Source organism: Streptomyces platensis (assembly GCF_008704855.1).
GTDB classification, from domain to species: Bacteria; Actinomycetota; Actinomycetes; order Streptomycetales; family Streptomycetaceae; genus Streptomyces; species Streptomyces platensis.
On the sequence record NZ_CP023691.1, the window covers coordinates 22,125 to 43,672 of the forward strand.

The 21,548-nt window shown below is 67.7% G+C and carries 16 protein-coding genes and 4 pseudogenes; 9 read left to right on the plus strand and 11 right to left on the minus strand.

Annotated features, from left to right (window positions below):
- Nucleotide 1 precedes the first annotated feature (1 nt).
- The 3 genes and pseudogenes from CP981_RS39440 (at nt 2) to CP981_RS00095 (ending at nt 2,902) form a co-directional block, all read left to right on the plus strand.
- Nucleotides 2–1,196: pseudogene (locus CP981_RS39440) on the plus strand (cupin domain-containing protein).
- A gap of 89 nt (nt 1,197–1,285) precedes the next feature.
- Nucleotides 1,286–1,972 (plus strand): annotated as a pseudogene (locus CP981_RS39445) (aldo/keto reductase); the annotation flags it as partial.
- 102 nt (nt 1,973–2,074) lie between these two features.
- Nucleotides 2,075–2,902, plus strand: a complete 828-nt coding sequence (locus CP981_RS00095; RefSeq protein ID WP_150522302.1) for a phosphotransferase — start codon at nt 2,075–2,077, stop codon at nt 2,900–2,902.
- A gap of 490 nt (nt 2,903–3,392) precedes the next feature.
- Here CP981_RS00095 and CP981_RS00100 read toward each other — a convergent pair whose 3' ends face one another.
- The 5 genes and pseudogenes from CP981_RS00100 to CP981_RS00120 form a co-directional block, all read right to left on the minus strand.
- On the minus strand, nt 3,393–3,827 hold the full coding sequence (locus CP981_RS00100) for a hypothetical protein (protein ID WP_085924186.1): 435 nt from the start codon (nt 3,825–3,827) through the stop codon (nt 3,393–3,395).
- A gap of 2 nt (nt 3,828–3,829) precedes the next feature.
- Nucleotides 3,830–4,972, minus strand: coding sequence for a cytochrome P450 (locus tag CP981_RS00105; protein WP_244329453.1), 1,143 nt, complete (start codon nt 4,970–4,972; stop codon nt 3,830–3,832).
- A 262-nt stretch (nt 4,973–5,234) separates the two neighbouring features.
- Complete coding sequence (locus CP981_RS00110) at nt 5,235–6,188, minus strand: terpene synthase family protein (protein WP_085924184.1); 954 nt, start codon at nt 6,186–6,188, stop codon at nt 5,235–5,237.
- 356 nt (nt 6,189–6,544) lie between these two features.
- Nucleotides 6,545–7,903 carry a cytochrome P450 gene (locus CP981_RS00115; RefSeq protein WP_158092639.1) on the minus strand — a complete coding sequence of 453 codons (1,359 nt, stop codon included), beginning with the start codon at nt 7,901–7,903 and terminating at the stop codon, nt 6,545–6,547.
- Nucleotides 7,904–8,231: 328 nt separating this feature from the next.
- Nucleotides 8,232–8,366 (minus strand): annotated as a pseudogene (locus CP981_RS00120) (IS5/IS1182 family transposase); the annotation flags it as partial.
- A gap of 2 nt (nt 8,367–8,368) precedes the next feature.
- On the opposite strand from CP981_RS00120, the pseudogene CP981_RS38310 reads away from it, so the two are divergent.
- From CP981_RS38310 to CP981_RS00135, 3 genes and pseudogenes are all read left to right on the plus strand, one after another.
- Nucleotides 8,369–8,487, plus strand: a pseudogene (locus tag CP981_RS38310) (DNA cytosine methyltransferase); the annotation flags it as partial.
- A gap of 735 nt (nt 8,488–9,222) precedes the next feature.
- Entirely contained in the window at nt 9,223–9,441 is a 219-nt protein-coding gene (locus CP981_RS00130; RefSeq protein WP_085924210.1) for an EF-hand domain-containing protein, read from the plus strand.
- A gap of 1,333 nt (nt 9,442–10,774) precedes the next feature.
- Nucleotides 10,775–11,815, plus strand: coding sequence for a vWA domain-containing protein (locus tag CP981_RS00135; protein WP_085924182.1), 1,041 nt, complete (start codon nt 10,775–10,777; stop codon nt 11,813–11,815).
- Between the two features lie 51 nt (nt 11,816–11,866).
- Here CP981_RS00135 and CP981_RS00140 read toward each other — a convergent pair whose 3' ends face one another.
- Nucleotides 11,867–12,517, minus strand: a complete 651-nt coding sequence (locus tag CP981_RS00140; RefSeq protein WP_085924181.1) for a response regulator transcription factor — start codon at nt 12,515–12,517, stop codon at nt 11,867–11,869.
- Nucleotides 12,514–13,650 (minus strand): sensor histidine kinase, encoded by a 1,137-nt coding sequence (locus CP981_RS00145; protein WP_244329454.1) that lies wholly within the window; start codon nt 13,648–13,650, stop codon nt 12,514–12,516. The genes CP981_RS00140 and CP981_RS00145 overlap by 4 nt, the downstream gene beginning before the upstream one ends.
- Nucleotides 13,651–13,781: 131 nt before the next feature.
- On the opposite strand from CP981_RS00145, the gene CP981_RS38315 reads away from it, so the two are divergent.
- The gene (locus CP981_RS38315; RefSeq protein ID WP_244329455.1) at nt 13,782–14,759 is read left to right on the plus strand and encodes a class I SAM-dependent methyltransferase; all 978 of its coding nucleotides are present in this window, start codon (nt 13,782–13,784) and stop codon (nt 14,757–14,759) included.
- A 539-nt stretch (nt 14,760–15,298) separates the two neighbouring features.
- On the opposite strand, the gene CP981_RS00155 is transcribed toward CP981_RS38315, so the two are convergent.
- The 4 genes from CP981_RS00155 to CP981_RS00175 all read right to left on the minus strand — a co-directional run bounded on the left by CP981_RS00155 (nt 15,299) and on the right by CP981_RS00175 (nt 19,699).
- Nucleotides 15,299–15,592 carry a hypothetical protein gene (locus tag CP981_RS00155; protein WP_085924179.1) on the minus strand — a complete coding sequence of 98 codons (294 nt, stop codon included), beginning with the start codon at nt 15,590–15,592 and terminating at the stop codon, nt 15,299–15,301.
- Between the two features lie 216 nt (nt 15,593–15,808).
- Nucleotides 15,809–16,795 carry an MsnO8 family LLM class oxidoreductase gene (locus CP981_RS00160; RefSeq protein WP_085924178.1) on the minus strand — a complete coding sequence of 329 codons (987 nt, stop codon included), beginning with the start codon at nt 16,793–16,795 and terminating at the stop codon, nt 15,809–15,811.
- A gap of 621 nt (nt 16,796–17,416) precedes the next feature.
- Complete coding sequence (locus CP981_RS00170; protein ID WP_341873705.1) at nt 17,417–18,529, minus strand: PP2C family protein-serine/threonine phosphatase; 1,113 nt, start codon at nt 18,527–18,529, stop codon at nt 17,417–17,419.
- A 396-nt stretch (nt 18,530–18,925) separates the two neighbouring features.
- Nucleotides 18,926–19,699, minus strand: a complete 774-nt coding sequence (locus CP981_RS00175) for a TetR/AcrR family transcriptional regulator (RefSeq protein WP_085924176.1) — start codon at nt 19,697–19,699, stop codon at nt 18,926–18,928.
- A 98-nt stretch (nt 19,700–19,797) separates the two neighbouring features.
- Between CP981_RS00175 and CP981_RS00180 the strand changes: the two genes are divergently transcribed.
- Both CP981_RS00180 and CP981_RS00185 read left to right on the plus strand, forming a co-directional pair.
- Complete coding sequence (locus CP981_RS00180; protein ID WP_085924175.1) at nt 19,798–20,739, plus strand: alpha/beta fold hydrolase; 942 nt, start codon at nt 19,798–19,800, stop codon at nt 20,737–20,739.
- Between the two features lie 247 nt (nt 20,740–20,986).
- Entirely contained in the window at nt 20,987–21,538 is a 552-nt protein-coding gene (locus tag CP981_RS00185) for a GNAT family N-acetyltransferase (protein ID WP_085924174.1), read from the plus strand.
- Nucleotides 21,539–21,548 lie beyond the last annotated feature (10 nt).

Below are 21,548 nucleotides of genomic sequence, written 5' to 3' on the forward strand. Positions count from 1 at the left end.
GATGACTTTCCAGCTCATCGCGGAGCGGCTGGGCCAGGAGGAGTTCCTGGCCCGGTCGCTGCACCGCGACTACCGCTACGTCCGCGGCGCCGTGACCGACCCTGGCGCTCTCGTCTCTTTCGACACACTCAACGACCTGATCGCCACCCATCGCCTGGAGGTGCCGCGGCTGAGGCTGTCCGCCGGCGGCGAGATGCTGCCCCAGGACCGCTATGCCGTGCCCGTCACCACCCGCCGGCACACCATCTGGCAGCGCACCCACCCCGCCGAGCTGCAGCAGCGCCTGGCGGAGGGGGCCTCGTTGGTGATCGATGCGATCGACGAACTGCACGAGCCGGTCGCCGACCTCGCCCAGCACCTGGAGAGCTGGCTGCGCACGCATGTCCAGGTCAACGCCTACGCCTCCTGGAGCGCCCGCGAGGGCTTCGGCACTCATTGGGACGACCACGACGTGATCGTGGTGCAGGTCGAAGGGTCCAAGCACTGGCGGATCTTTGGGCCGACCCGGATCGCGCCGATGCACCGCGACACCGCCCAGCCCGAACCCCCACCCGAGCAACCGGTAGCCGACCTGGTTCTGGAGCCGGGAGATGTGTTGTATCTGCCGCGTGGCTGGTGGCACGCGGTCGCCGCCGACCAAGGTGTCCGCTCCCTTCACCTGACGTGCGGGTTGACCCCGCACACAGGCGCCGACCTGATCGGCTGGCTCTCCGAGATGCTCCGGACCACGGAGCAGGTGCGTGCCGACCTGCCCCTCCACGCAGGTCCCGACGCCCAGGCTGCCTACGTGGAGTCGCTGCGCGAGCATCTGATGGCCGCCTTGGAGGAGCCCGGGCTCCTGAAGCGGTTCGCCGCGACCCGGGATGCTGAGGATCTCGGCCGGCTCCGCCCCTCTCTCCCCCACCTCGACGGCGTGCCCGCCGACCCGGAGGTGCGTGTGCGGCTGACGACGGGGGCGGGCGCGCCTGACGTCTGCGGCCGAGGGCGAGGGTGTGGTGGTCCGTTTCGCCGCGGCGGGCCAGGAGTGGGACTTCGACCCAGCCGTCGAACCACTGCTGCGACGCCTGCTGAGCGGGGGCTGGGTATCGCTGGCCGACCTTGCGGCAGCTGCGGAGCTGACGGTCGCCGACGCCGCTGCGGTCGTCCAGGCGCTGGTGGACGCTCAGGCTGCCACCGTAAGGGGAGACCTGTGGTGATGGCGTGGTTGGCGCTGGGCACGTACCGGCTGCGGGAGGTGGCCGCCGCGGCCCGACGGGCGGCCACCCCCGGTTCCGGGTGGGTGGATACTGCCCCCAACTACCTGGCCGGCCGTGCCCACCGCCTGCTCGCTCCCGTCCTCGCCGACCTTCCAGGGCTGCGGGTGTCGACGAAGGTCGGCTTCCCCGCTCCTGGTGCGGCCGCCGCTGTTGCCGCCGGCGCTCTGCCTCCGGAGGATGCCGAGCGTGGGCACAGTCTGGCGGCCGGGTATGTGCGCTGGCAGGTGGAGCGCAATCGTGCCGCTCTCGGCCGCGGCTGTCTGGACACCGTCTTCCTGCACAACCCTGAGCGCACCGGCGATCCCGTTGTGCTGCCGATCGTGCTGCGCGAGGCTTTTGCCGTCCTGGAGGAAGCGGCAGCAGCCGGGCACCTGAGCACGTACGGGATCGCCACCTGGTCCGGCTTCACCGAGGGGCTGATTACCGTCGAGAACTGGACCGATTGGCCGCCGAGGCCGCCGGCTCGCCTGACCACCAGCTGCGGGCTGTGCAGCTGCCGGTCAGCCTGGTTGAGGCCGGCGCGCTCGAGCTGGCCCTCGACGGCCGGGGGCCGATCGGTGAGGCAGCAGAACGTGACTGGCAGGTGTTCGCTTCTGCGCCCCTGCACGGCGGTGAACTCGTGCGGGCAGCGACCGACGATCTTGCGGCGCTGTTGCGGCGGAGGCTGTCCGTCGCGCAGGCATGTTTGCTGGCGGTCGCCTCATGCCCGGGGGTGACGAAGGTTCTGCTGTCGGCGTCGGCTCCGGCACACTGGGAGGCCGCTCGCGCCGCCCTCGACCAGGCGGCTATCCCGCCCTGGACCCTGCGGAAGGTGTGCGATGTACTCGCCCCCCACCACCCCGGCTGACGAACACCGCGCACTCGCCGCGCAGCAGGAGGCGAGCGCCGCACTCGGCGTCAACGTTGAGGGGCGGCGGCTGTGGGGCTACCAGGGCCGCACCCTCGGCCAGAAGGCGCACCATCCCGACCATGGAGCCTGCTGGTTGCGGTTGATCTCCGCGCCGGCCGAGCAGGCAAAGGGGAAGCTGTGGGAGGGCACCAAGGACGCGGCGGCCGCCTTCGCCGGGGTGTGCAAGCCGGCCCTGTACGGCATCCACGACGGCACAGAGCGCGACGGCATCGCCTACCGCGCCGAGCTCACCGCGTTCATCGACTCCCCCACATGCGCGCCGGAACCCGTACTGACCAGTGAGCTGGAGCTGCCGGAGACGTGGTGGAAATCCCTGCACACCGACCTGGAGACCATCGCCGCCACACCCACCGAACGGATCGCGGTACGCCGGCAGTGGATCGACCGCGCACTCCCCCAGCACGCCGGCGTCCCCGCCCCGGCCGAGATCGACTGGGCTACAGCGCACGGCGACTGCCACTTCGCCAACCTCACCACGAGCGGGCCCACCCTGCTGGATTTCGAAGGGTTCGGGCTGGCACCGGTCGGCTACGACCCCGCGCTGCTGTATGCCTACTCCCTCCTCGCGCCCCACACCGCCGCCCGCATCCGTACCGAATTTCCGATCCTGGACAGCCCTGCCGGCCACACCGCACTCCTCGTCGTCGCAGCAGACCTCCTCCAGTCCGCATCCCGCGGCGACCACCCCGAACTCACCGAACCCCTGCGCACCCTGGTGAAGTCCGTAGTGCCTTGAGTCTGCGTTCTCACCATGGCCGGGGGGTGTCGGCCCCAGGGGGCCGGGCCTGCCTCGATCAGCGGGCTGTGTTGACGCTTATGACGTTCATGCCGTACCCCTGCGCCAGGCTCGTCACGTGAGCGCTGGAGGGCTCCCCAGCTACTTCCCGGCTGCAACCGGCCGGAGAAAAGCGCTTGTCCCTGACAGGAGGCGCGGCAGTCCAAGGACAGCCAGGACCCCGCCGCCCCCTGAAGCCCGCTGCGCCTACCTCTCAGACGGGATAAGCACCAAGCTCCGCTGGAACCTCACCGGCGACCGCACCGGACTGCAATGCCCTGCCTCGACACCCCATCAACTACGAGAGCCTGTAAGCGCCGTGTGGTCCGTGTCGCGTCGCTTGTTGGGCGGGCGGGTTCCGCCCGCCCAATCCGCGCTATCCAGTGCGCGCCGAATTTCAGGCAACACACGGGGGTGAAGCGAAGCAGGCTTTGTGATGGGGTGTTCAGTTCTATTTTTCTAGTTTGTAGTCGTAGTAGTCGGCCGGGCCGACGAGTACGGCCTGGAAGTAGAGTGGCTCGCCGTCCGTATCGAGCGGAACGTCGTGGCCTGCGTCCCGGCCTCGGGCGCGCATTCGCAACCGGTAGGTGCCCGGCTGGTGACCGGCCTCCGGAAGGTTCCCCCTCATGAAGAGCAGGTCGAGCTGGACCAGGCGAGCCGAGGCATCATCGGCGGGGGGTGTGTCGTCGCCGAGCGTGCGCAGCATGCGGCACTGCTTCGCCGCCAGTTCCTCATAGGTGCTCTGGCTGCGTGTGACGGCGGTCAGGTCGGCGGGCAACTGGTCGAGCACGTAGGACGCGAGCGGGGAGCGGGGAGCGGGATAAGGATTCCCTGCATCGCGTCGGTGTGCGTGGAGGGTCTCCGAATGGGAGAACAGTTCTGCCATATTCACTTTCGGCCTCCAGCGTTGCCCGGTCGCCAGGACACTGGAAGCGCTTCGACGCCATATACCGTCGAGCCTTCCCTGAACCGGAGATCCGTATCGGGGACGGCGAGTTCGAGCGTGGGAAAACGTCGGAGCAACGCCGGCAGAGCGATCTTCAACTCCAGTCTTGCCAACTGTTGTCCGAGGCACTGGTGGACACCGAAACCGAACGACATCTGTGCTACCGGACGGCGATGGACATCCAGCGTGTCAGGCCATTCGGGCACGAGGTCGGGATCACGGTTCGCTGTCAATGGGCTGAGCAGCACGTATTCACCTGCCGCGATCCGGCTCCCGCAGATCTCGACGTCTTCCACAGCCATCCTCAGAAGCGGCGCTGGAATGGCGAGATACCGAAGAAGTTCTTCGACCGCTGTGTTCGTGACCGAGGTGTCGTCTCGGAGAGCAGCCAATTGGTTTGGGTTCCGCAACAACGCCAATACGCTCAGGGCGAGCATGGTCGCTGTGGTCTCGTGTCCCCCCACGAGAAGAGTGGTCCCGAATCCGAGGAGTTCAGCATCCGTGAGGTCCTCACCGTGTTGCCGCACCAGTCTTCCCAACACTCCGTCCCCGGGCGCGGCACGATTTCGGGTGACAAGTTCTTGCATGGCTGCATTCAACTCGGCCGATGCGGCCACCAACTGGTCGGCGCAGGCCGTCCCGTCCATGATCACCTGAGAGCAGCGCTGAAACATGGATCGTGTCTCATACGGCACTTCAAGCAGTTCGCAGATCGCCAGTGAGGGGATGGGGAGGGCGAAGGCCTCGACCAGGTCGACCACGGGCCCGTGCGCCACCATGGCGTCGAGGTGAGCCGAGACCATTTCTTCGATCGCCGGTCGCAGCTGCTCAACCTGGCGCACGGTGAAGCAGCCGGTAAGCATGCGGCGGAGGCGTTGATGTTCTGCACCGCTGTAGGCGGGTAGAAAACCTGGTTGGTTGAACAAGGTCCGCGGCATCGTTGTATCGATGCCGTTTCCGGTCACTAGGAGATCTTCCGCGAAGGCAGCCCGGACATCACCGTATCTCGTGACAACGATGGCTTCGATTTCACCGCGCACAGGGTGAAATACACGCAGACGCGGCAGACCATCCTCTTCGCGCATGCGAACGAGAGTCCGTGACGGGTCGAATGGACAGTCTTGATCTCGTTCGGACGTCACGAAGGACGCTGGGCGGCGAACGGGCATGGCGTATTCTCCTCAGCTCTTTCGATCCCGAGCATTGCTGGCCAGGCCTCAAGTAGAAGCACTGCTACCGCAGTTGGTTTTTCTGTGGAGGCGCGCTTTCTGTTACGGTCCTCCCGACAGGCTTTCGGGCTGCTCTCTGCACCTGGACGGACCGCTGCTGCGCGAGAGGCGCACTGGTCTACATGCGATATCGCGTGGAGGTGTGATGCCAGTCGTAGGCACCGCGGATGGTCGGCTGTAACGCTTCTGTGCAGTAGCGCTCCAGCAGGTCACGTTCGGTCGGATCGAGCTGGCTTACACCCGTTGCGCTAAGGAGGGCGTGGCGGGTGGTCGTGAACAGTTGCAGGGCCCCCTTTTGTTGATGGAGGGCCTTTTCGATCGCTTCCAGCCGGGAGAGCCCGTGTTCTCGTTCCAGGCACAGCACGAGATTGTTTTTCTCGCCCAGTGCGGCGTCTTTGCCCAGAGAGACAATGTCGTTGTCGCAGATGATGAACATCTTTATCATCTCACGCATGACCGACAGGTGGGGCAGCTCGTACAAGTGATCCGGGAGAACGCACGAGGAAAGGCGTTCGGCGAGGTCGATGACCGGTGCCACCCCGATGGTGTGTCGCCTGACGCGTAAGTACGTGCTCAACGACATAGGGCTGTCGGCCTGCTTGCTGCGCGCCTCCTCGACGTGGTGGTCGAGGTAGGAGGACCAGTGAGCGCTGGATCGTCGTATCCAGTCCTGAGGCATCTCCTGGCAGCTGCGTCGCCGCATGTCGGCAAAAGCACTGGCCAGGGGCAGCGGGCACGCCACACCGGTAGTGCCCTCTTTGACGAGTCCGACGAGGTTGCGGACCCGTTCGGCTGACTGGCCCCACTGTTCGTCGAGCGCGTCGTCGAACAGGAAGTACCAGCTTTGCTGATCGACTCCGAGGTCCAATTCGCTTCCGGTCGCGTTCGGATAGAACATGGCCGCGATCAAGGGGAACTGACCCTTGAGATGATGGGCCTCCTCCGGTTCCGATGACAGAAAGCCGAATGATTTCGGCCAGGCAAGGTGACGATCATGAGCGGCTTGGAAGTCTGGACTGATGCGGCTGGGAAAGGACATAGGCGTCAGGCCCTCGTAGTAGTCGTCGGTCAAGAGCTCTACTGTTCTTTTCATGATGTGGCTCGCCTCCAGGGTGGGTGGATAGGGGAATTCGCGGCCGTGGTTGTCGCGGTGTCGCGGGGTGCGTCCTCCGCCTTCGAGAGGTCTCGCCCTCGCCGGCGTCGCTCACCCACGCCGCCCTGGGGTGTTGCCGGTATTCGCCAGTGGGCGGCGGCCGGGCGGCGGGTTCTCTATGGGCAGCGACGGCGCCGGGCGGCGGCACAGGAGCGGGAGGGAAACCCTCCCGCTCCTGTGCAAAGCCGGGGTTTGGTGAAGGGGCGTGCCGGTGGTGCGGCGCGGGAGTGCATCAGTTCCGGTGAGCGTTTACGCTCGGCGCGGGGCGGGGCCGGTCACCGGGTTGGCCACGGTGAGACGAGCATGGGCAGCGAATTCGGCCGGATCTGCGCTTGGACCACTGGCCGGACCCGATGCTTCTCAAGCGGGTGCAGTCGCCACCGCGATACGATCGAGCGGAGGACGACCAGCATTTCGGTCATTGAGAAGAAGTCCCCGATACACTTCCTGTTGCCCACTGCAAATGGGATGTAGGCACCCGGCGGAAGTTCCTTTTGGGAACGGTCAAGCCATCGGTCCGGGTCGAATCGCAAGGGGTCCGGGAAGTACGCCGGGTCTCGATGCATCGTCGCTGCGCTGTAGATTATTTCGGCCCCGGGTGGAAGCTCGATTCCGGAGACACGCACCGGTTCCAAAGCGCGCCGCATAAGAAGCCAGTTGGGCTGATGTAATCGAAGAACCTCCCGGAGGAACCGGTCGGTGAAGGGAAAGGTCGTTGCACTGGGAATGACCTCGACAGGTCGGGATCGGCACTCGGCTTTGATTCGATCTGTGATCTCCGGTCGTCGACCGAGCTCATAAAGAGCCCAGGACAAGGTGGTTGACGTGGTTTCAGCGCCGGCCATGAGGAGGGACAGCAACTCATCGCGGGCTTCCACGTCACTCATCCCCTGAGGATTCCCCGCTGTGCCGGTGAACATGATCGACAGCAGATCACCGCGGCCGGTGGGATCCTGCCGGGCCTGCCGGACAGCTGTGTCCGCGAGGTCGCGCAAGGCCGCGGCCGCGGACAGATACCGGCGGTGACCGAGCGCAGGCAAAGAAGCGATCGGCGCGGGCAGGACAGTGCCCACGAAGACCCCACGCATCACCGTGGTCAGGTGCTCAGCGACCCGATCCCCCAGCTCGGCCATAGCCTCGGCGCCGTCCGGGCGTTCGGTGCTGAACAAGGTCGCTACGAGCATGACCGTCATCAGCCGACGCATCGCCTGATCCATGACGATCACCTCGCCCGGGCGCCACGTCGACACCTGCTCCTCAGCGACATCAATCATCGTACCGACATATCCGGCGATACTGTCACGATGGAAAGCAGGCTGGAGCGCACGACGCTGGCGCCTGTGAAACTCTCGTTCGGACGTGATTATGCCATTCCCGATAAATGGCCTCGCGATGTCGAACAGCAACCCTTTGCTGAACTTTCTGCTCTGCGTCACGAGAACGTCGTGGACCGCCTCCGGCGAGTTCAGAACAAACATCGGCCGAGTCCCGAGAAATATCTTGATGATGTCACCCCGAGTCTTGATCGACTGCAGGAATCCTGCTCGCTTGACAGCAAGCTGAGGCAGGTGTCCGAGTAATGGAAAGCGGCCCGGAGCAATGGGCGCCGCTGCTGGAACACTGATGGAATGCACAGCCCTATACTTCCCTTTGTCTACTGCCGGGGGTTCGTTCAGTGGCGGGTCGGGGACACACCGCGGAAGTCGGAGGCGGGGCAGCGGTGCGGCCGTGCGGACGCGGTCGGCAGATTACACCGCTGCCGTCATCAGCGGCACGCCGATCGCAAGGACACCCGGAAGTCGTCGTCACATGGTGTTTCCGCCATCAAGAAGTACGTGTATGGCGCTGAAGAAGCAGATGTGTGCCGTGTGGTGTCGGCCAGGCAGGTATCTCCGGCAGCCGGTGAGCCGTTTCCAGCCTGACGGGTGGTTGGACGGGTGACCCCGGCGGCGGCCATGAAGAAACGACCTGGTGGTTGGTGGAGTACCGATAGTTCTTCGACTGCTCGGCGATGGTGTGGTCGCGAGCGGGGACCAGGGTGCTGTCAACGATCAGCACGGTGTTCTTGCGGAACCGCTGGCGCTGCTGGAGAGCAAGTGATGCTGCCGCTGTGGCGCCACTACGCCGCCGTCCTGCGGGCCGGGGGTTCTCGGTGTGGACCGGCATCCTCAACGCCGCCCACTACGGCGCTCCCCAGACAAGAAGACGGGCGATCCTAGGTGCGGTGTCTTGGACATAACGGCGGCGCGCAGGATGCTCCAGGCTCAGCAGCGGATGTCGGGCTGGCGAGTGCCTCCTTCCAGTCCAGCCAGAGGATGTCGAAGGCGCCGGCCACCGCGCCCTCGCGCGGGTCGCCGAAGAAGAAGACCTGGTTTTCAGGCACTCGCTACGGCACCGGTGCGAAGTTCACCGTCGAGCCTTTGCGGTCGTTCGCGAGCGTGCACCGAGCTCTGGTTCGCCGCGGTCGGCGGTCAGCTTCACCGGACATTGGCTGCCCCCAGTCAGTGGCGCACGTGCAGGTAGCCTCCCTACGTCGCGATGATCACCCTCACCACCCGCCGCCACACCCTGGCGTAATCAGGGCGGCGGCGGCCTGGCCGCTGGTGCCCATCAGCATGCTGGGGGGTTGTACAGCTTCAAGCCGTCTCTGCGCAGATCGCCCAGCGGATGCGTTCACTTCTTCATTGACGCGCGTTCGAACCTACGGTGTTCGGCGCACGAAGCCGGCGGGGCAGGGCTGCCGGTCTCCGGCGGATCGCCGTTCCCTTCGGCCTGTGCTTGATCGGACGGAGGCTTCGCCCCAGGGTGTCACTGAAGTGTCCGCGGTCGGGTGGGGTCATGCGCCTTGGTACGGGCTTGGCGCTCGACTGTAGGAAGGTTGGGCAGCGCCCGTGTTGCTTGGAGCGAACGATAATCTGGGCCCGTCAACGAAGATCGCACAAGGGTGGAGCACATGGCAGACATCATGGAGACGGCGGCGCGCAAGGTCTTTGAGCGCTACGACATCGACGGGGACGGCCTGGTCACCGCGGCCGAATACCGGAAGGTCGTGGCGGAGTTGGAGGGCTCGGAGATCAGCGAATCGCAAGCCCAGGAGCTGATCGACGCGCTCGACACCAACGGCGATCGCCAGATGTCCTTCGAGGAGTTCTGGGCGGCCATGAAGGGCTGACGCTGCCCGGTCCGGCCCGTGGTGGAGCCGGCCGGACACGCCAGTGCACGCGGGCCCCGGGCCGTCGTAAGCCCGGGGTCTGGTGTGTCTGCCGGACATCTGCCGGACAATGGGCGGGGCCGTGCGGAACGCGTAGCCGTCAGCGTCTACCAGCGGCGCGGTGGGCCAAGCCTTTGCCAGGAGATGCCGGTCACGAGCTCGCGTGCGCGGGGACATACACCCCAGTCAGCATCACCGGCGGTGAGCCAGGCCCGGCCCACAGGACCGATCAGTAGACAGCTTACGGCGACCGAGCGGGCCGCCCACCAGTCGGACGAGCACAGCGATACCTCCGTCCGGCGGGACTCTGGTGCCTCAACCAATAGCGGGACTTGGCAGCAGCTGGACAGGCACGGATCGCAGGGTGAGTGGACTGTCGGCCGTGAGCAGGCCCGCTCTCGCTCTTCACCAGCGCGGCTCGGCCGCTGTCGCCGCTCACGGAAGCTCCGCGTCCAGGCCTCCTCTGATACGCCACCGGCGAAGTCGATCGCGACGGCACGTCGACGCCGCCACCTCGCTGGGACACGACCCCGAGCTGCTCTCTTTCTGCATGGAAGTGCCGACAGGACGCGCGACGCGGCTGTTCGACCGAGTCTGGTGCGACGGCTGCCCGGGCGACTTCTCGTGGGCAACGACCCGCGCTGCGGCCACCCTGTAGGTTCAGTTCCCGCACATCGGGGCCACGGTCGAAGTGCCACGCGTAGCCGAGCTCAATCACGACTCCAGCAGGCCCCACGCGCTCGCTGACCGACACGTTCCGCATTGATGGCTGGGCTCTTCAAGTTCCGTGCGGTGAGGACGTTGAGGGCGACGACAGCCCTGTGGCATGCGCTCGCAAGAACTCTGGGACGGCGACAGGCAGCGCACTGCCCTCCGTGGGCGTGGATGTCAGGCGCCGAGGCGCCCAGGAACCTGGAGAAGAGGCAGCCTGGCCGTCGCGCCGCACCGTCGCCCATCGCGTGGCGGAAGCTGGCCGACCAGGCGTGGATGCCGCAAGGAGAACCTACGACTTCCGCTCGTGGTCCACCGCGGTGAGCCTGAAGCGACCCGTTCAACGTGCGGGCGTACGTGCCCGCGACTTCGGGTGCCAGGTCGCCGTGACGTCCTGGCCAAGGCCAGCCTGAGACGCGGGCCGGCACCCTGGCACGCCAGCACTCCCACGAGAGCATCTGGGTCAGCTGACGCACCGGCAGGCCTTCCTGCATGCATCCCACCTCGTCTTCAAGATCCATTGTCAGTGGTGGGTGAGAAGGTAGGAGCATCGAGTCGGAAAGATCGAAAGACGGGGAGCGTCATGTCCGGAAACCAGAACTACATCAATCACGTTGCTCTTGTGTTGGATGCCAGTTCGTCCATGTCCCATCTGAGCCGCAAGGTCGTTGAAGTCGCCGACCAGCAGATCTCCTATCTGGCCCGCCGGTCGAAGGAACTGGACCAGGAAACCCGCGTGACGGTGTACGTCTTCGCGGACAAGGTGGAATGCGTCATCTACGACAAGGACGTGCTGCGGATGCCGTCCCTGAAGCAGCTGTACCGGGTCGGTGGAATGACGGCTCTGCTGGCGGCCACACTGAAGTCGCAGCGGGAGCTGGCGCAGACTGCTCAACTTTACGGTGACCACAGCTTCCTGACGTTTGTTCTGACTGATGGGCAGGAGAATGCAAGCCATCGCTGCCTGGATGCCCCTGCCAGGGATCCGCGTGAACTGGTGCAGGCCGTAGCCAAGATGATCGCGACGCAGGAGGACAACTGGACGCTGGCCGTCCTCGTACCGGACCAGATGGGCAAGCGCGAGGCCATGCAGTGCGGGTTCCCGAAGGACAACATCGCCATCTGGGACGCCACGAGCACACAAGGTCTGGAGGAGGCCGGGCAGGTCATCCAGCAGGCAACTGAGAACTTTATGATGGGCCGCGCCCAGGGAATCCGGGGATCGCGGGCGGTGTTCTCCACGGGTGCCGAGGCCGTCAACAAGGACACCATAAAGGCAGCCGGCCTTACCCCGGTGGATCCGTCGAAGTACCAGCTGATTCCGGTGGCTCGCGACGCGGTGATCCGGGACTGGGTCATCGAATGCGGGCACACTTACCGGACCGGTTGTGCGTTCTATCAGCTGAGCAAGTCGGAGAAAATCCAGGCGCGGAAGCAGATTGCCGTGCTGGAGAAGAAAACGGACCGGGTGTACACGGGGCCGCAGGCCCGAGCGCTGCTGGGCCTGCCCGACACGGAAGTCCGTATCAAGCCCGACCACAACGACGACTTCACGATCTTTGTGCAGAGCACCAGCGTGAACCGCAAACTGGTACCGCACACACGGCTACTGCTCATGATCTGACGCCCTGAAAGCCCCGCCGGACCGGACCAACTGGCGGGGCATTCTTCACATTCAGCGTGTCAGTCCGGCGTCCTTGGCGCACAGTGCCGCCTGCACCCGGTTGTCCACCTCGAGGGCGGCCAGGATACGGCTGACGTGCGCTTTGACCGTGCTCTCCCACATGCCCAGACCGGTGGCGATCTCGGCGTTGGACGCACCGCCGGCCAGCAGGCCGAGCACATCGGTCTCGCGCGGCGTCAGGCGCTCGACCCGGCCCCGGGCGGCGGCCGAGGCGCCGCCTGCCGTGTGGTGATGGTGCTCGATGAGCCGTCGGGCAGCGACAGGGTGCAGCATCGCGTGTCCGTCGGCGACGACCTCGACGGCCTGGATGATCTGTGCGGGGTCGGTGTCCTTCAGCAGGAAGCCGACCGCGCCGGCGGCCAGACCGTCGTAGACGTACTGGTCGAGGTCGAAGGTCGTGAGCATCACGACCTTGGGCGGGTGGGGCAGCGCGAGCAGCTGTCTGGTGGCTTCTATGCCGTCCATGTGGGGCATCCGCACGTCCATCAGTACGACGTCCAAGCGCTGTGCGGTGGCCCGTTGGATGGCTTCGCGGCCGTCGGAGGCGTGTGCCGCAACAGTGATGTTGGGGGCGTCTTGAAGGATGTCGGCGAGTGCCAGGCGGACCAGGCCGTCGTCGTCGACGATCATTGTCCGGATCACGACGCCCCCTTGATGCGCTGGTCATCGAGCGGGATGGTGGCGGCCACCCGCCAGCCTCCCGATCCTGTAGGACCGTACTCCAGATGGCCGTTGAGTGCGGCGACCCGCTCAGCCAGTCCGATCAGGCCGTAGCCAGAGCCCTCGGTCGCGGCCTCGGACGAGTCGCCGGCCGGGTTGCTGATCACCACCATGGACTGTGGCGGACCGTAGTGTGCCTCAAGTTGTGCGGTCGCTCCGACGGCGTGCTTGCGGGCGTTGGTCAGGGCTTCTTGCGCAAGTCGGTGGATGGCGAGCCGATGGCTGGCCGGTACGGAGTCGGGGTCGCCCTCGATGACCGCTTCGATCTGCTGTCCGGCCGCCCGCGCCTCGTCGATCACCGTGGAGAGTTCCGGCAGGCCGGGGGTCCGTGAGGCCGGCGTCTGGCCAGTGTCATGGTCGCGCAGGACACCCAGTACGTCCCGCAGGTCTCCGAGCGCGTCGGTGGACGCGGTGCGCAGCAGGCCGATCCGGTGGGCCACCGACTCGGGGAGGTCGGCGGCCCGTTGCTTGAGGGCGCCGGTGTGCAGGGCGATGACCGTGAGCCGGTGGGCGAGCACATCGTGCATTTCGGCGGCGATCCGGGTGCGTTCTTCCAACCGGGCCTGTTCGGCGCGGAGTTCGCGCTCCACGTGCAGACGGTTGACCTGTTCGGCGAGTGAGGCGACGTGCCGGCGGCGGTTGCCGGTCCACAGTCCGATGACCACCGCGAGCAGCAGTACCATCAGTGGTCCGTATTTGCGGGTCAGCCACAGGCTGCTTCCCGGGTGTGCCAGCGAGCTGCCGATCATCGCGGCCACCACGCACAGGCCCTCGAAGACGAACCTGCCTCGGAAGGCGCGTTGGAAGAAGACGACCAGCAGGGGGAAGAACGATCCCAGTAGCACCGCGCCGGCCATGGTGCTCGCCACGGCGAAGACGGGCCGGCGGTGCCGCAGCAGGACCGAGAGGGTCAGCGCCACGGCCAGCGCGACGCCGGGGCTGAGCAGCGTGCCGCCCGCCCCTAAGTATGCCTGTGGGACCGTTCCCGCACCGACGACGCAGATCATCAGCGTCTCGGCCCACCACGGCCAGGCGCGGCCCGCTGCCTTGTTCACCGGGTCAGCATAGGTACGCAACGTCCTTGTCACCTCGTCCAGTTGGCGTTCGTCGCCCCCTACTTTCGTACGGGGTGGCCGCGGCGGAATGGCCGATGGGTCACCTTCGGCCGCTGCCTAGCGTGGTGCACGTGAACCAGACACCGGATACCGTCGCCCCCGTGCCCGCGATCACCGCCCCGGCCCTCCCTCGACAGCGAAGCGACGCCAGCGCGTTCCTACGGGAGGCCGCCCGCTCGATGCGCACCACCGGCGCGGTCGCGCCGAGTGGCTCCTGGCTGGACCGGCGGTTGGCCGCGCCGCTGCCCGCCCCCGGCGGCCGCAGCCCGCTGCGCGTCCTGGAGGTCGGCACGGGGACCGGTACGGTCACCCGCGCACTGGCCGAGCGCATCGGGCCGGGCGACCGGCTGGACGCCGTCGAGATCAACCCCCGGTTCGTACGACTGCTGTCCGAGGCCCTGCGGACGGACCGGGCGCTGGCCGCCGCGTCCGAGCGGATCCGGATCGTGCCGGAGTCGATCTGCCGCACGCCGCTGCCCGAGAACAGCTACGACATGATCGTCTCCTGCCTTCCTTTCATGAATTTCGCCCCCGACATGGTGCGTTCCCTGCTGGAGCGGTATGTGGCCGCCCTGGTCCCCGGCGGACATCTGACGTTCTTCGGCTACCTCGGCACGCTGTCCCTACGGCGCCTGTTCGTCGACCGCGCCGAGGCCGCCCGGCACCGCGCGGTGGCGGCCGTACTGGCGGAGTTCTCCGCCCGGTACGGCGACGGGGAGGGCGGTGGCGTCGTATGGCGCAACCTGCCGCCCGCCCGGGTTTCACACCTGAGAGCACCCGAGCGGTGTGCAGGGGTCGCGGACTCGGATTCGTTCGGTCAGCGTGACGATGACGCCCGGAGGCTTGCTGGCGACGGTGCCGCCACCGGCCGCGTACGGACGGCGGCCCGGCCACGGCATGCGCGCCGGCCGCTGGGGCCGGCGGCTACCGGGGACCGGTCTGGGACCGGGCGTACACCTCAATGCGTCGCTGGGGCCGGCCGACGCCGAGGCAGCCGGCAGTCGTGCGCACCAATTGCAGACTGTGCAGCTGGGGGTCAGTCTGGTTGAGGCCGAGCTACTGGAGCAGACCGCCTTCGAGGGCCGCGGGTGGCGTGCTGCGGCAGCTGGGCGAAGCTGGGTCGCTTTCACCTCCGCGCCGTTGCGTGGCGGGCAACTGGAACAGGCCGCCACGGTGGACCTCGCGGCGCCGCTGTGGCCTGGCCTGCCCGCCGCGCAGGCCTGTCTGCTGGTGGTCGTCTCCCGCCCAGGGGTGACACGCGCTCCGCTGTCCGTCTCGATTCCCGTCCACGGGGAGGCCGCCGACGCCGCGTTGGAGACGACCGCCACCCCTTCTCCGATTCTCGGGCCGACTTCGTGCCCGCTTGCGATGGTGCACAAGGCGGCGTTGACGCAATGGCCGTTCAGGGGCAGACGTTGATCGCTGGGAGCGGGGCCCGGATTACGGGTAGGTGTTGCGCCATCCTTGCTGAAGAAGACGGGCAAGGGCTCGATCGAGCATGGCTCGGCCCTCCCCGGGGTGCCACCAATATGACCAGTTGACGTGAATCGTCATCTCGAGGGAGACGACTTAGGCACTGCCCGGCGGATCATGCTTCAGGGGCGAGGGTCCGGAGGTCATAGAGGTAGGAACGGTCGTCTTTGAAGCTGCGCCAGACGGTGGCCGGGGGTTCGGGTTCGTCACCATGGCTGTTGAGGGGAAGGGCGGTGACGAGGCCGTCAGCGATCTCACAATGCCAGCCGTCGGACGGCGACCAGACACACCACACGTTCCCGTCCGTTCGGCGGTAGGCGGGGCGGTCGTTGTGCTCGCCGTAGCGTTCGAAGTGGTAGCGGAGTCCGTCGATGTGGCGCACAAAGGTGAAGGATGCAAGTGTTGTCATACCGTCGGCACTGTAGGGGACCAGGCTGCTGGCGGCTCCCGGTAAGGGCAGGGCAGATCAGGTCAGCTAAGCAGCCGAGGGTGGCGCCGTCGCCCTGCTCGCTGCCTGCTGAACCCGTCGGCGCGCCCTCCGCCCCAGAGAAGCCGGCCATCGGGGGCCCCGCGGAACACCCCGCGAGCCGCACGGCTCCGGCACTGCCCCACGTTCCCCCGATTCCTAGGATGCTGCCGTGGCCCCGGAGTACTTCTTGATGAGCTCGTAAGAATGAATGCGGTCACCGAGGTCGTAGACGGGTGTGGTCAGCATCAGTTCGTCTGCCGCGGTCTCGCTGGCCAGTTCCGTGAGCCGGTGTATGACCGACTCCGGCGTCCCGACGGCCTGTTGTGCGCGAAAGGCGGCCAGTGCCTGGCGTTCCTCCTCCGTGAAGGGGTGGGCGGCTGCCTCCGCGGGTGTGGGGAAGGGGATTTCACTCCGGCCCTTCAGGAGCCCGGCCTTGATGACGTCCATCGGGCCGGCGCGCCACGCCGCCTCTTGTGCTGTCTCGGCGCATACCGCCTCCACGCACAACAGCACCCGGGGCCGCTCACACCAGCGCGACGGGGTGAACTCCGCCCGGTAACGCTCCAGCACCGCTTGGGTGTTGTCCGGCCGGATGTGGTGTGCGACTGCGACCGGCAGGCCCAGGCGCGCGGCGAGTGCGGCGCCTGCGGGGCTGGAGGCCAGCAGCCACGGCTCCGGCAGCGGGCCGAGGGCGACCTCGTCGACCAGAAAGGACAGCGTCGCGGACACGTCGCCCGCGTACTCCGCATCCGTCGTCGGTCCGGCTCCGCGGCGCAGGGCCCGTGCGATGGACGCGTCGAAGGTGCCGGGGCCGCGGCCGATGCCCAGGTCGATACGGTCCGGGTGCAAGGCGGCCAGGGTTCCGAACTGTTCGGCCAGCGTGAGGGGTGCGTGGTTGGGGGCCAGCACTCCGCCCGAACCGAGATGGATCTCCGAGGTCGAAGCCGCAGCGTGCGCGGTCAGCACCACCGGCGGGAATGCGCCGATCGCGGGCGAATGGTGATGCTCGGCGTACCAGATCCGGTGGTAGCCGAGCCGTTCCAGTCCCTGTGCGAACGCCGCGGTGTCGTGCAGGGTATCCACGGCTCGGGCGCCCGTTTGGACCATCGCGACTTCAAGCGCCGAAAGAGGTATGTCGAACATGTCGTCAGCATAGAGATCATGCAGGCGGCGCGGGGTGCTGATCTTGCTTTCGGGGCGCCGAGCGCCTGGCCGATCGCTTCCCACGAGTCTTCATCCACCTCAGCAGCGCAGGCGGCCTCGTGGCCGGCGAGGCCGGTGGTGCGCTCCAGTGCCGCCACGGCCTTCAGTGCGGCCAGCGGCGCCTGGTCGGCCAGCGCCGTCAGCTGGTCCTCCAAGCGGTCCAGCAGATCGGCCACTTCCGTCGGCAGTGGCACCGAACGTGACTCCACCTCGTCGAGGTGCGCCTGTCAGTCCTCGTACGGGCCCGGAGGGTCGAAGTCGTAGGAGCGGCGGTCGTTCAGCTGATCCCAGCGGGTTGCACTGCGGTCCCGCGATCCCTGTATGATCATGATGCAACTCCGGCGCACCACTTCGGAGTCACGCGTCTGTGGTCCAAGGAAAGACGTCCGCCAGCCGGCGGGAAATGCAGGTGCAAGGCCTGCCGGGCGCTCCACGCACAAGGGTCCCTGTCTCGGATGAGGCAGGGACCCTTTGCCATTCGGTCCCCTCGTGACGCCAGGCCCATCGGGTGAGGCACGGCCGCACAGCCGAGCGGGCGGAGTGGCCGCTAGCACCGCCCCTTCACAGAGCGCCCGGCCCCGGTGGCTGCCCCTGGCGCGGCCGGGCGAGGAGGTCCTGTTGCCGTAGCGGCCGGTGCAGCGCGAGGAGGGCCTGATCGTCCTGGGGGGAACCGCCGCTGTGACGGCTGACGTCGCGGGCCAGGAGGTCGAGGACCGTCGACGGCTCCGGGAAATGGCTGGTCTGGCGCAGGTAGGACTGCACCATGTGCGGGACCCGGACCGCGGGGTCGTAGAAGACGCCGGCAGGATCGCGCGCCTCGGTGACGCCGTCGGTGAAGCAGAGCAGCATCGCCCCGGGCGGGAAGGGGTGCGTCTCCACCGGGGAGGCCCAGGCGTCCAGGCCGGAGATGCCCAGGGGTGGCGCCTCTTCCGCCGGCTCCAGGACGCGCGCCCGGCCGTCGGCATGCAGCAGCACCGGGGCGGGATGGCCCCGGTTGACGATATGGATCTGGCTCAGATCGTCGGCGAACTGCACGATCAGGGCAGTGGTGAACCCCTCCGTCGCGTCCAGGCCCTCCCGCCGCTGGCTTTCGCGCAACAGGGCCTCTTCCATGCACGCCACCAGGGCAGGCAGGTCAGGTTCATGATCGGCGGCGTACCGGAAGACCCCGATGTCGACGCTGACGGCCGTGACGGCGGACAGTCCCTTGCCCCGTACGTCGCCGACCATGGCGCGCACCCCGAACGGGGTCTCCTGCATCACGTAGAGATCGCCGCCGATCAGCGCCATGTCCTCGGCCGGCACATAGCGGGCGGCGATCCGCAGGTCCCCCAGCCGGCTGGGAGGGCTGGGCAGCACGGCCCGCTGGGCCATCTCCGCGGCGTAGCGTGCCCGGCTGGCGCTCGCATGCTGCATGCGCAGGGACCGGTTCAGACCGACCGCCAGTGCGGTGACGGACGCCAGCGTGATCTGCACGGCCGCGTCGCCCTGCCAGTCGTACGAGCCGTCGAGGAAGCCCAGACCCGCCTGCACCAGCATCGCCGAAACGCCGACGCCGACGACCCCCGCCGGGCCGAACAGTGAAACCGCCGTCACCGGCGCCACGGCCAGCAGTGGAGCGGACGACACCGAGGTAGGCGTCAGCAGGTCCACCAACGCCGCAAGAGCGATCACCAAGGCCGGAACCCAACGGCGCACCCGTGACCACACCGGCAACACCCTCATCAGACCATCATGCCTCTCGGTGTGCCTGTCTCGACGGACGTGTCCGCGATGACACCGCCGCCGCAGCCAAACAGCCGACATCACACGGGGTGGTGCGGGGCGGAGCGGTTTCGGGAAATGGCTGCGGCGCCGAGCCCAGATGGTTGTGGCCTGGAGACTCCCCCACCGGCTCAGACCGCTCCTCCGCCTGCTCAGGGCGCTGCTCGTGCCGGCGGCGGAGATCGCGGCGGTCGTGGGCGTCGTGGGCGTCGTGCGTGTCGCGGTGTTCTAGGTGGCGTACGCGTCGTGGGCGGCGTGGCCGTGGCGGTCGCCGGGGGTCGCGGGGCCTCGATCAAAGAGGCCGGCTCACCGAGTGTGGCCACCGCCTTCGCGCTCCGTCTCTACGTCCTCTCCTGGCTCTACGTCCCCGACGTCGGCCGCGGCCATGTCGTCGACGACGAGGCCGGTGAGCACCCGGTGCATCGTCCGCTCGAACAGCTGCTGGGAGTCCTCTGTGGGGGCCTCTCCATGCTGATCGGCCATGGCGGCCGCGACATGGGGATGATCTCCCTGGGAGGCCGTCTGGCTCAGGTACGCGGCCTGCGCCGCCTGGCGGTCGGTGGTCGCGCGGCCGCCCTGGATTTCCGCCCGGGCGAACTGCGCGACCAGGGCACTCATGAGGGCGACGATTTCCATCTTGGTCCGGCCCGGCAGCCGTACGGACGCCATCGCCCGCAGCGCGTATTCGAGGTAGTCCACGCTCCGCGGCCCCAGCCGAAGAGGTTCCGGCGGGATGTCGGGCAGCCACGGATGCCGCAGATGGGCGGCCTTGGCCCGGGCCGCCAGGGCGACCAGGTCCGCAACGGGATCACCGTGGAGCGGGACGTCGAGGTCGATCTCCCCCGCCACCGCGTCCGTCATCAGGTCGAGCAGGTCCTCACGGCCGGAGACATAGCGGTAGAGGGAGGCCTGGCCGGTGCCCAGCTCCTTGGCCACCTGCCGCATGGACACCGCCGACAGGCCGCCCCGGTCCGCCAGCTCGACGGCGACCGCGGTCAGGTCCGCGCGGCTGTGTGCGGGCAGGGGGCCGCGAGCACCGCGTTCGGCCCTCGTCCAGACCGTCACCGGTTCCTGAGCCACTCGCCCACCTGCCCTCTCCGTTCCCCTGATGCCTCCCCTACTCTAAACTGCGAACAACGGTCGCAGTTAATGGTCGGTCGCAGTTATGGGAGGTACGTATGGCCTTGGCCTCGGAACACCTGTGGAGCCCCGTCCGCTGGGCGGAGAACGGCGGGGTGCGGCTGGCCTTCGATGCGCTGACCGAAGGGGCGGACGGCGAGCCGCTTCTGCTGGCCACAGGGCTGGGCGTGAACCGTTTGTGGATTCCGGACGAGCTGTGCCGGATGCTGGCCGCGCGGGGCTTCGCGGTGGCCCGATACGACCAGCGCGACAGCGGGGAGTCGACCCACCTCCCGCCCGCCCCCTCCCGCACCCCGATCTCCGCGCTCTTCGCCAAGCGCGAGACGGCGTACACGGCCGAGGACATGGCAGATGATGCCGTCGCCGTCATGAATGCTCTGGGGTGGCGGTCGGCGCATCTGCTGGGCGTCTCCCTCGGTGGAGCCGTCGCACAACGCGTGGCGCTGCGGCACGCGGGGCGCGTGCGCACCCTCACCTCCATGGCAGCCGTCCCCGGAGACATCTCGGGACTGCGGACCATGCGGTACATCCGCATGCGGACGCTGGCGAAGTTCGCCCGCCTGAGGTTTCCCGACACCCCCGACGGGGCCGTCGAGGCCGGCATCGCCGTCTCCCGCCTCCTCGCCTCGCCCCACCGCACCTTCGACGAGCGAGCCGCCCGGGAGGCCGCCGAGCGCAATGCCGACCGCGGCATGCACGACCAGCAGGCACAGAGCCGCCAGATCGGCGCCCAGTGGCACGGACCGCGGATCAGCGCCATCACCCGGCCCACGCTCATCCTCCACGGGGAGGACGACCCTCTCATCAAGCCCAGCGCCGGCAGGGCGATCGCCGCACGGATCCCCGACTCGCGCCTGGTCCTCCTGCCGCGCGTCGGCCACGAATTCCCCGCCTGCGCGTGGGACCGCGTCACCACCGAAGTCCGCGGACTGGCCACCGCCTACGCCTCTCGCCAACTGCCGTCATCGGCAGGCGACTGACGGCGTACCGTCCCGGGTGCGGGCTTTCGAAGTGCCGGCCCGCCGGCTCGCCGTCGTCGCCGTCGCCGTCAAGGAGACCACCGTTCCCGGGAGTTCCCGTTCCTCGACGGCCGGGTCCTGACCTCTGCCTCCCTCCTGGGTAGGCAGGCTGCGGGCCGGAATGCGATGGCACGGATGGCGCGGTGCCTCTACGCTCGCGGCCGTGACCACAGACAACGCTGGTGCAGAGGCGCGGAACGCAGGATTGATGATCCGTCAGGAGCGGAGTGACGACCATCCGGCGGTGCACGCACTCCACTTGGCCGCGTTCGAGGGCCGGGAGCGGGTGCCGGCCCTCGCAGACGCCCTGCGGAGCGCGGAAGCGCCCCTGGCCCCGATGTCGTTCGTCGCCACGGTTGACGGGCAGGTGGTGGGGCACGTGCTGCTGAGTGCCGGCCGGCTCGACGCGCCGCTGCGGATCGTGGACGTCCTGGTGCTGTCACCGCTGGGAGTGCTCCCGCAGTTCCAGGACCAAGGGATCGGTACCCGGCTCATCGAGCACGCACTCGCAGCGGCCGACGCCCAGCACGTGCCCCTGGTCTTCCTCGAAGGCTCGCCGCACTACTACGCACAGCGCGGCTTCGAACGCTCCGACACCCTCGGCTTCCGCTCCCCCTCCCTGCGCATCCCGCCTGCCGCCTTCCAAGTCGTCCGGCTGGCAGCACACGAACCCTGGATGACCGGCACCCTCGTCTACTCCGACGCCTTCTGGGCGCTGGACTGTGTAGGGCTACGCGACACCGAAGCATCCACCGGCTGAATCACGCTGC

Excerpts from the sequence above, each read along its gene's own strand:
- CP981_RS00095 (WP_150522302.1), top strand. The coding sequence starts at position 2,075 with ATGTACTCGCCCCCCACCACCCCGGCTGACGAACACCGCGCACTCGCC.
- CP981_RS00100 (WP_085924186.1), bottom strand. The coding sequence starts at position 3,827 with ATGGCAGAACTGTTCTCCCATTCGGAGACCCTCCACGCACACCGACGC.
- CP981_RS00105 (WP_244329453.1), bottom strand. The coding sequence starts at position 4,972 with ATGCGCGAAGAGGATGGTCTGCCGCGTCTGCGTGTATTTCACCCTGTG.
- CP981_RS00130 (WP_085924210.1), top strand. The coding sequence starts at position 9,223 with ATGGCAGACATCATGGAGACGGCGGCGCGCAAGGTCTTTGAGCGCTAC.
- CP981_RS00135 (WP_085924182.1), top strand. The coding sequence starts at position 10,775 with ATGTCCGGAAACCAGAACTACATCAATCACGTTGCTCTTGTGTTGGAT.
- CP981_RS00155 (WP_085924179.1), bottom strand. The coding sequence starts at position 15,592 with ATGACAACACTTGCATCCTTCACCTTTGTGCGCCACATCGACGGACTC.
- CP981_RS00160 (WP_085924178.1), bottom strand. The coding sequence starts at position 16,795 with ATGTTCGACATACCTCTTTCGGCGCTTGAAGTCGCGATGGTCCAAACG.
- CP981_RS00180 (WP_085924175.1), top strand. The coding sequence starts at position 19,798 with ATGGCCTTGGCCTCGGAACACCTGTGGAGCCCCGTCCGCTGGGCGGAG.
- CP981_RS00185 (WP_085924174.1), top strand. The coding sequence starts at position 20,987 with ATGATCCGTCAGGAGCGGAGTGACGACCATCCGGCGGTGCACGCACTC.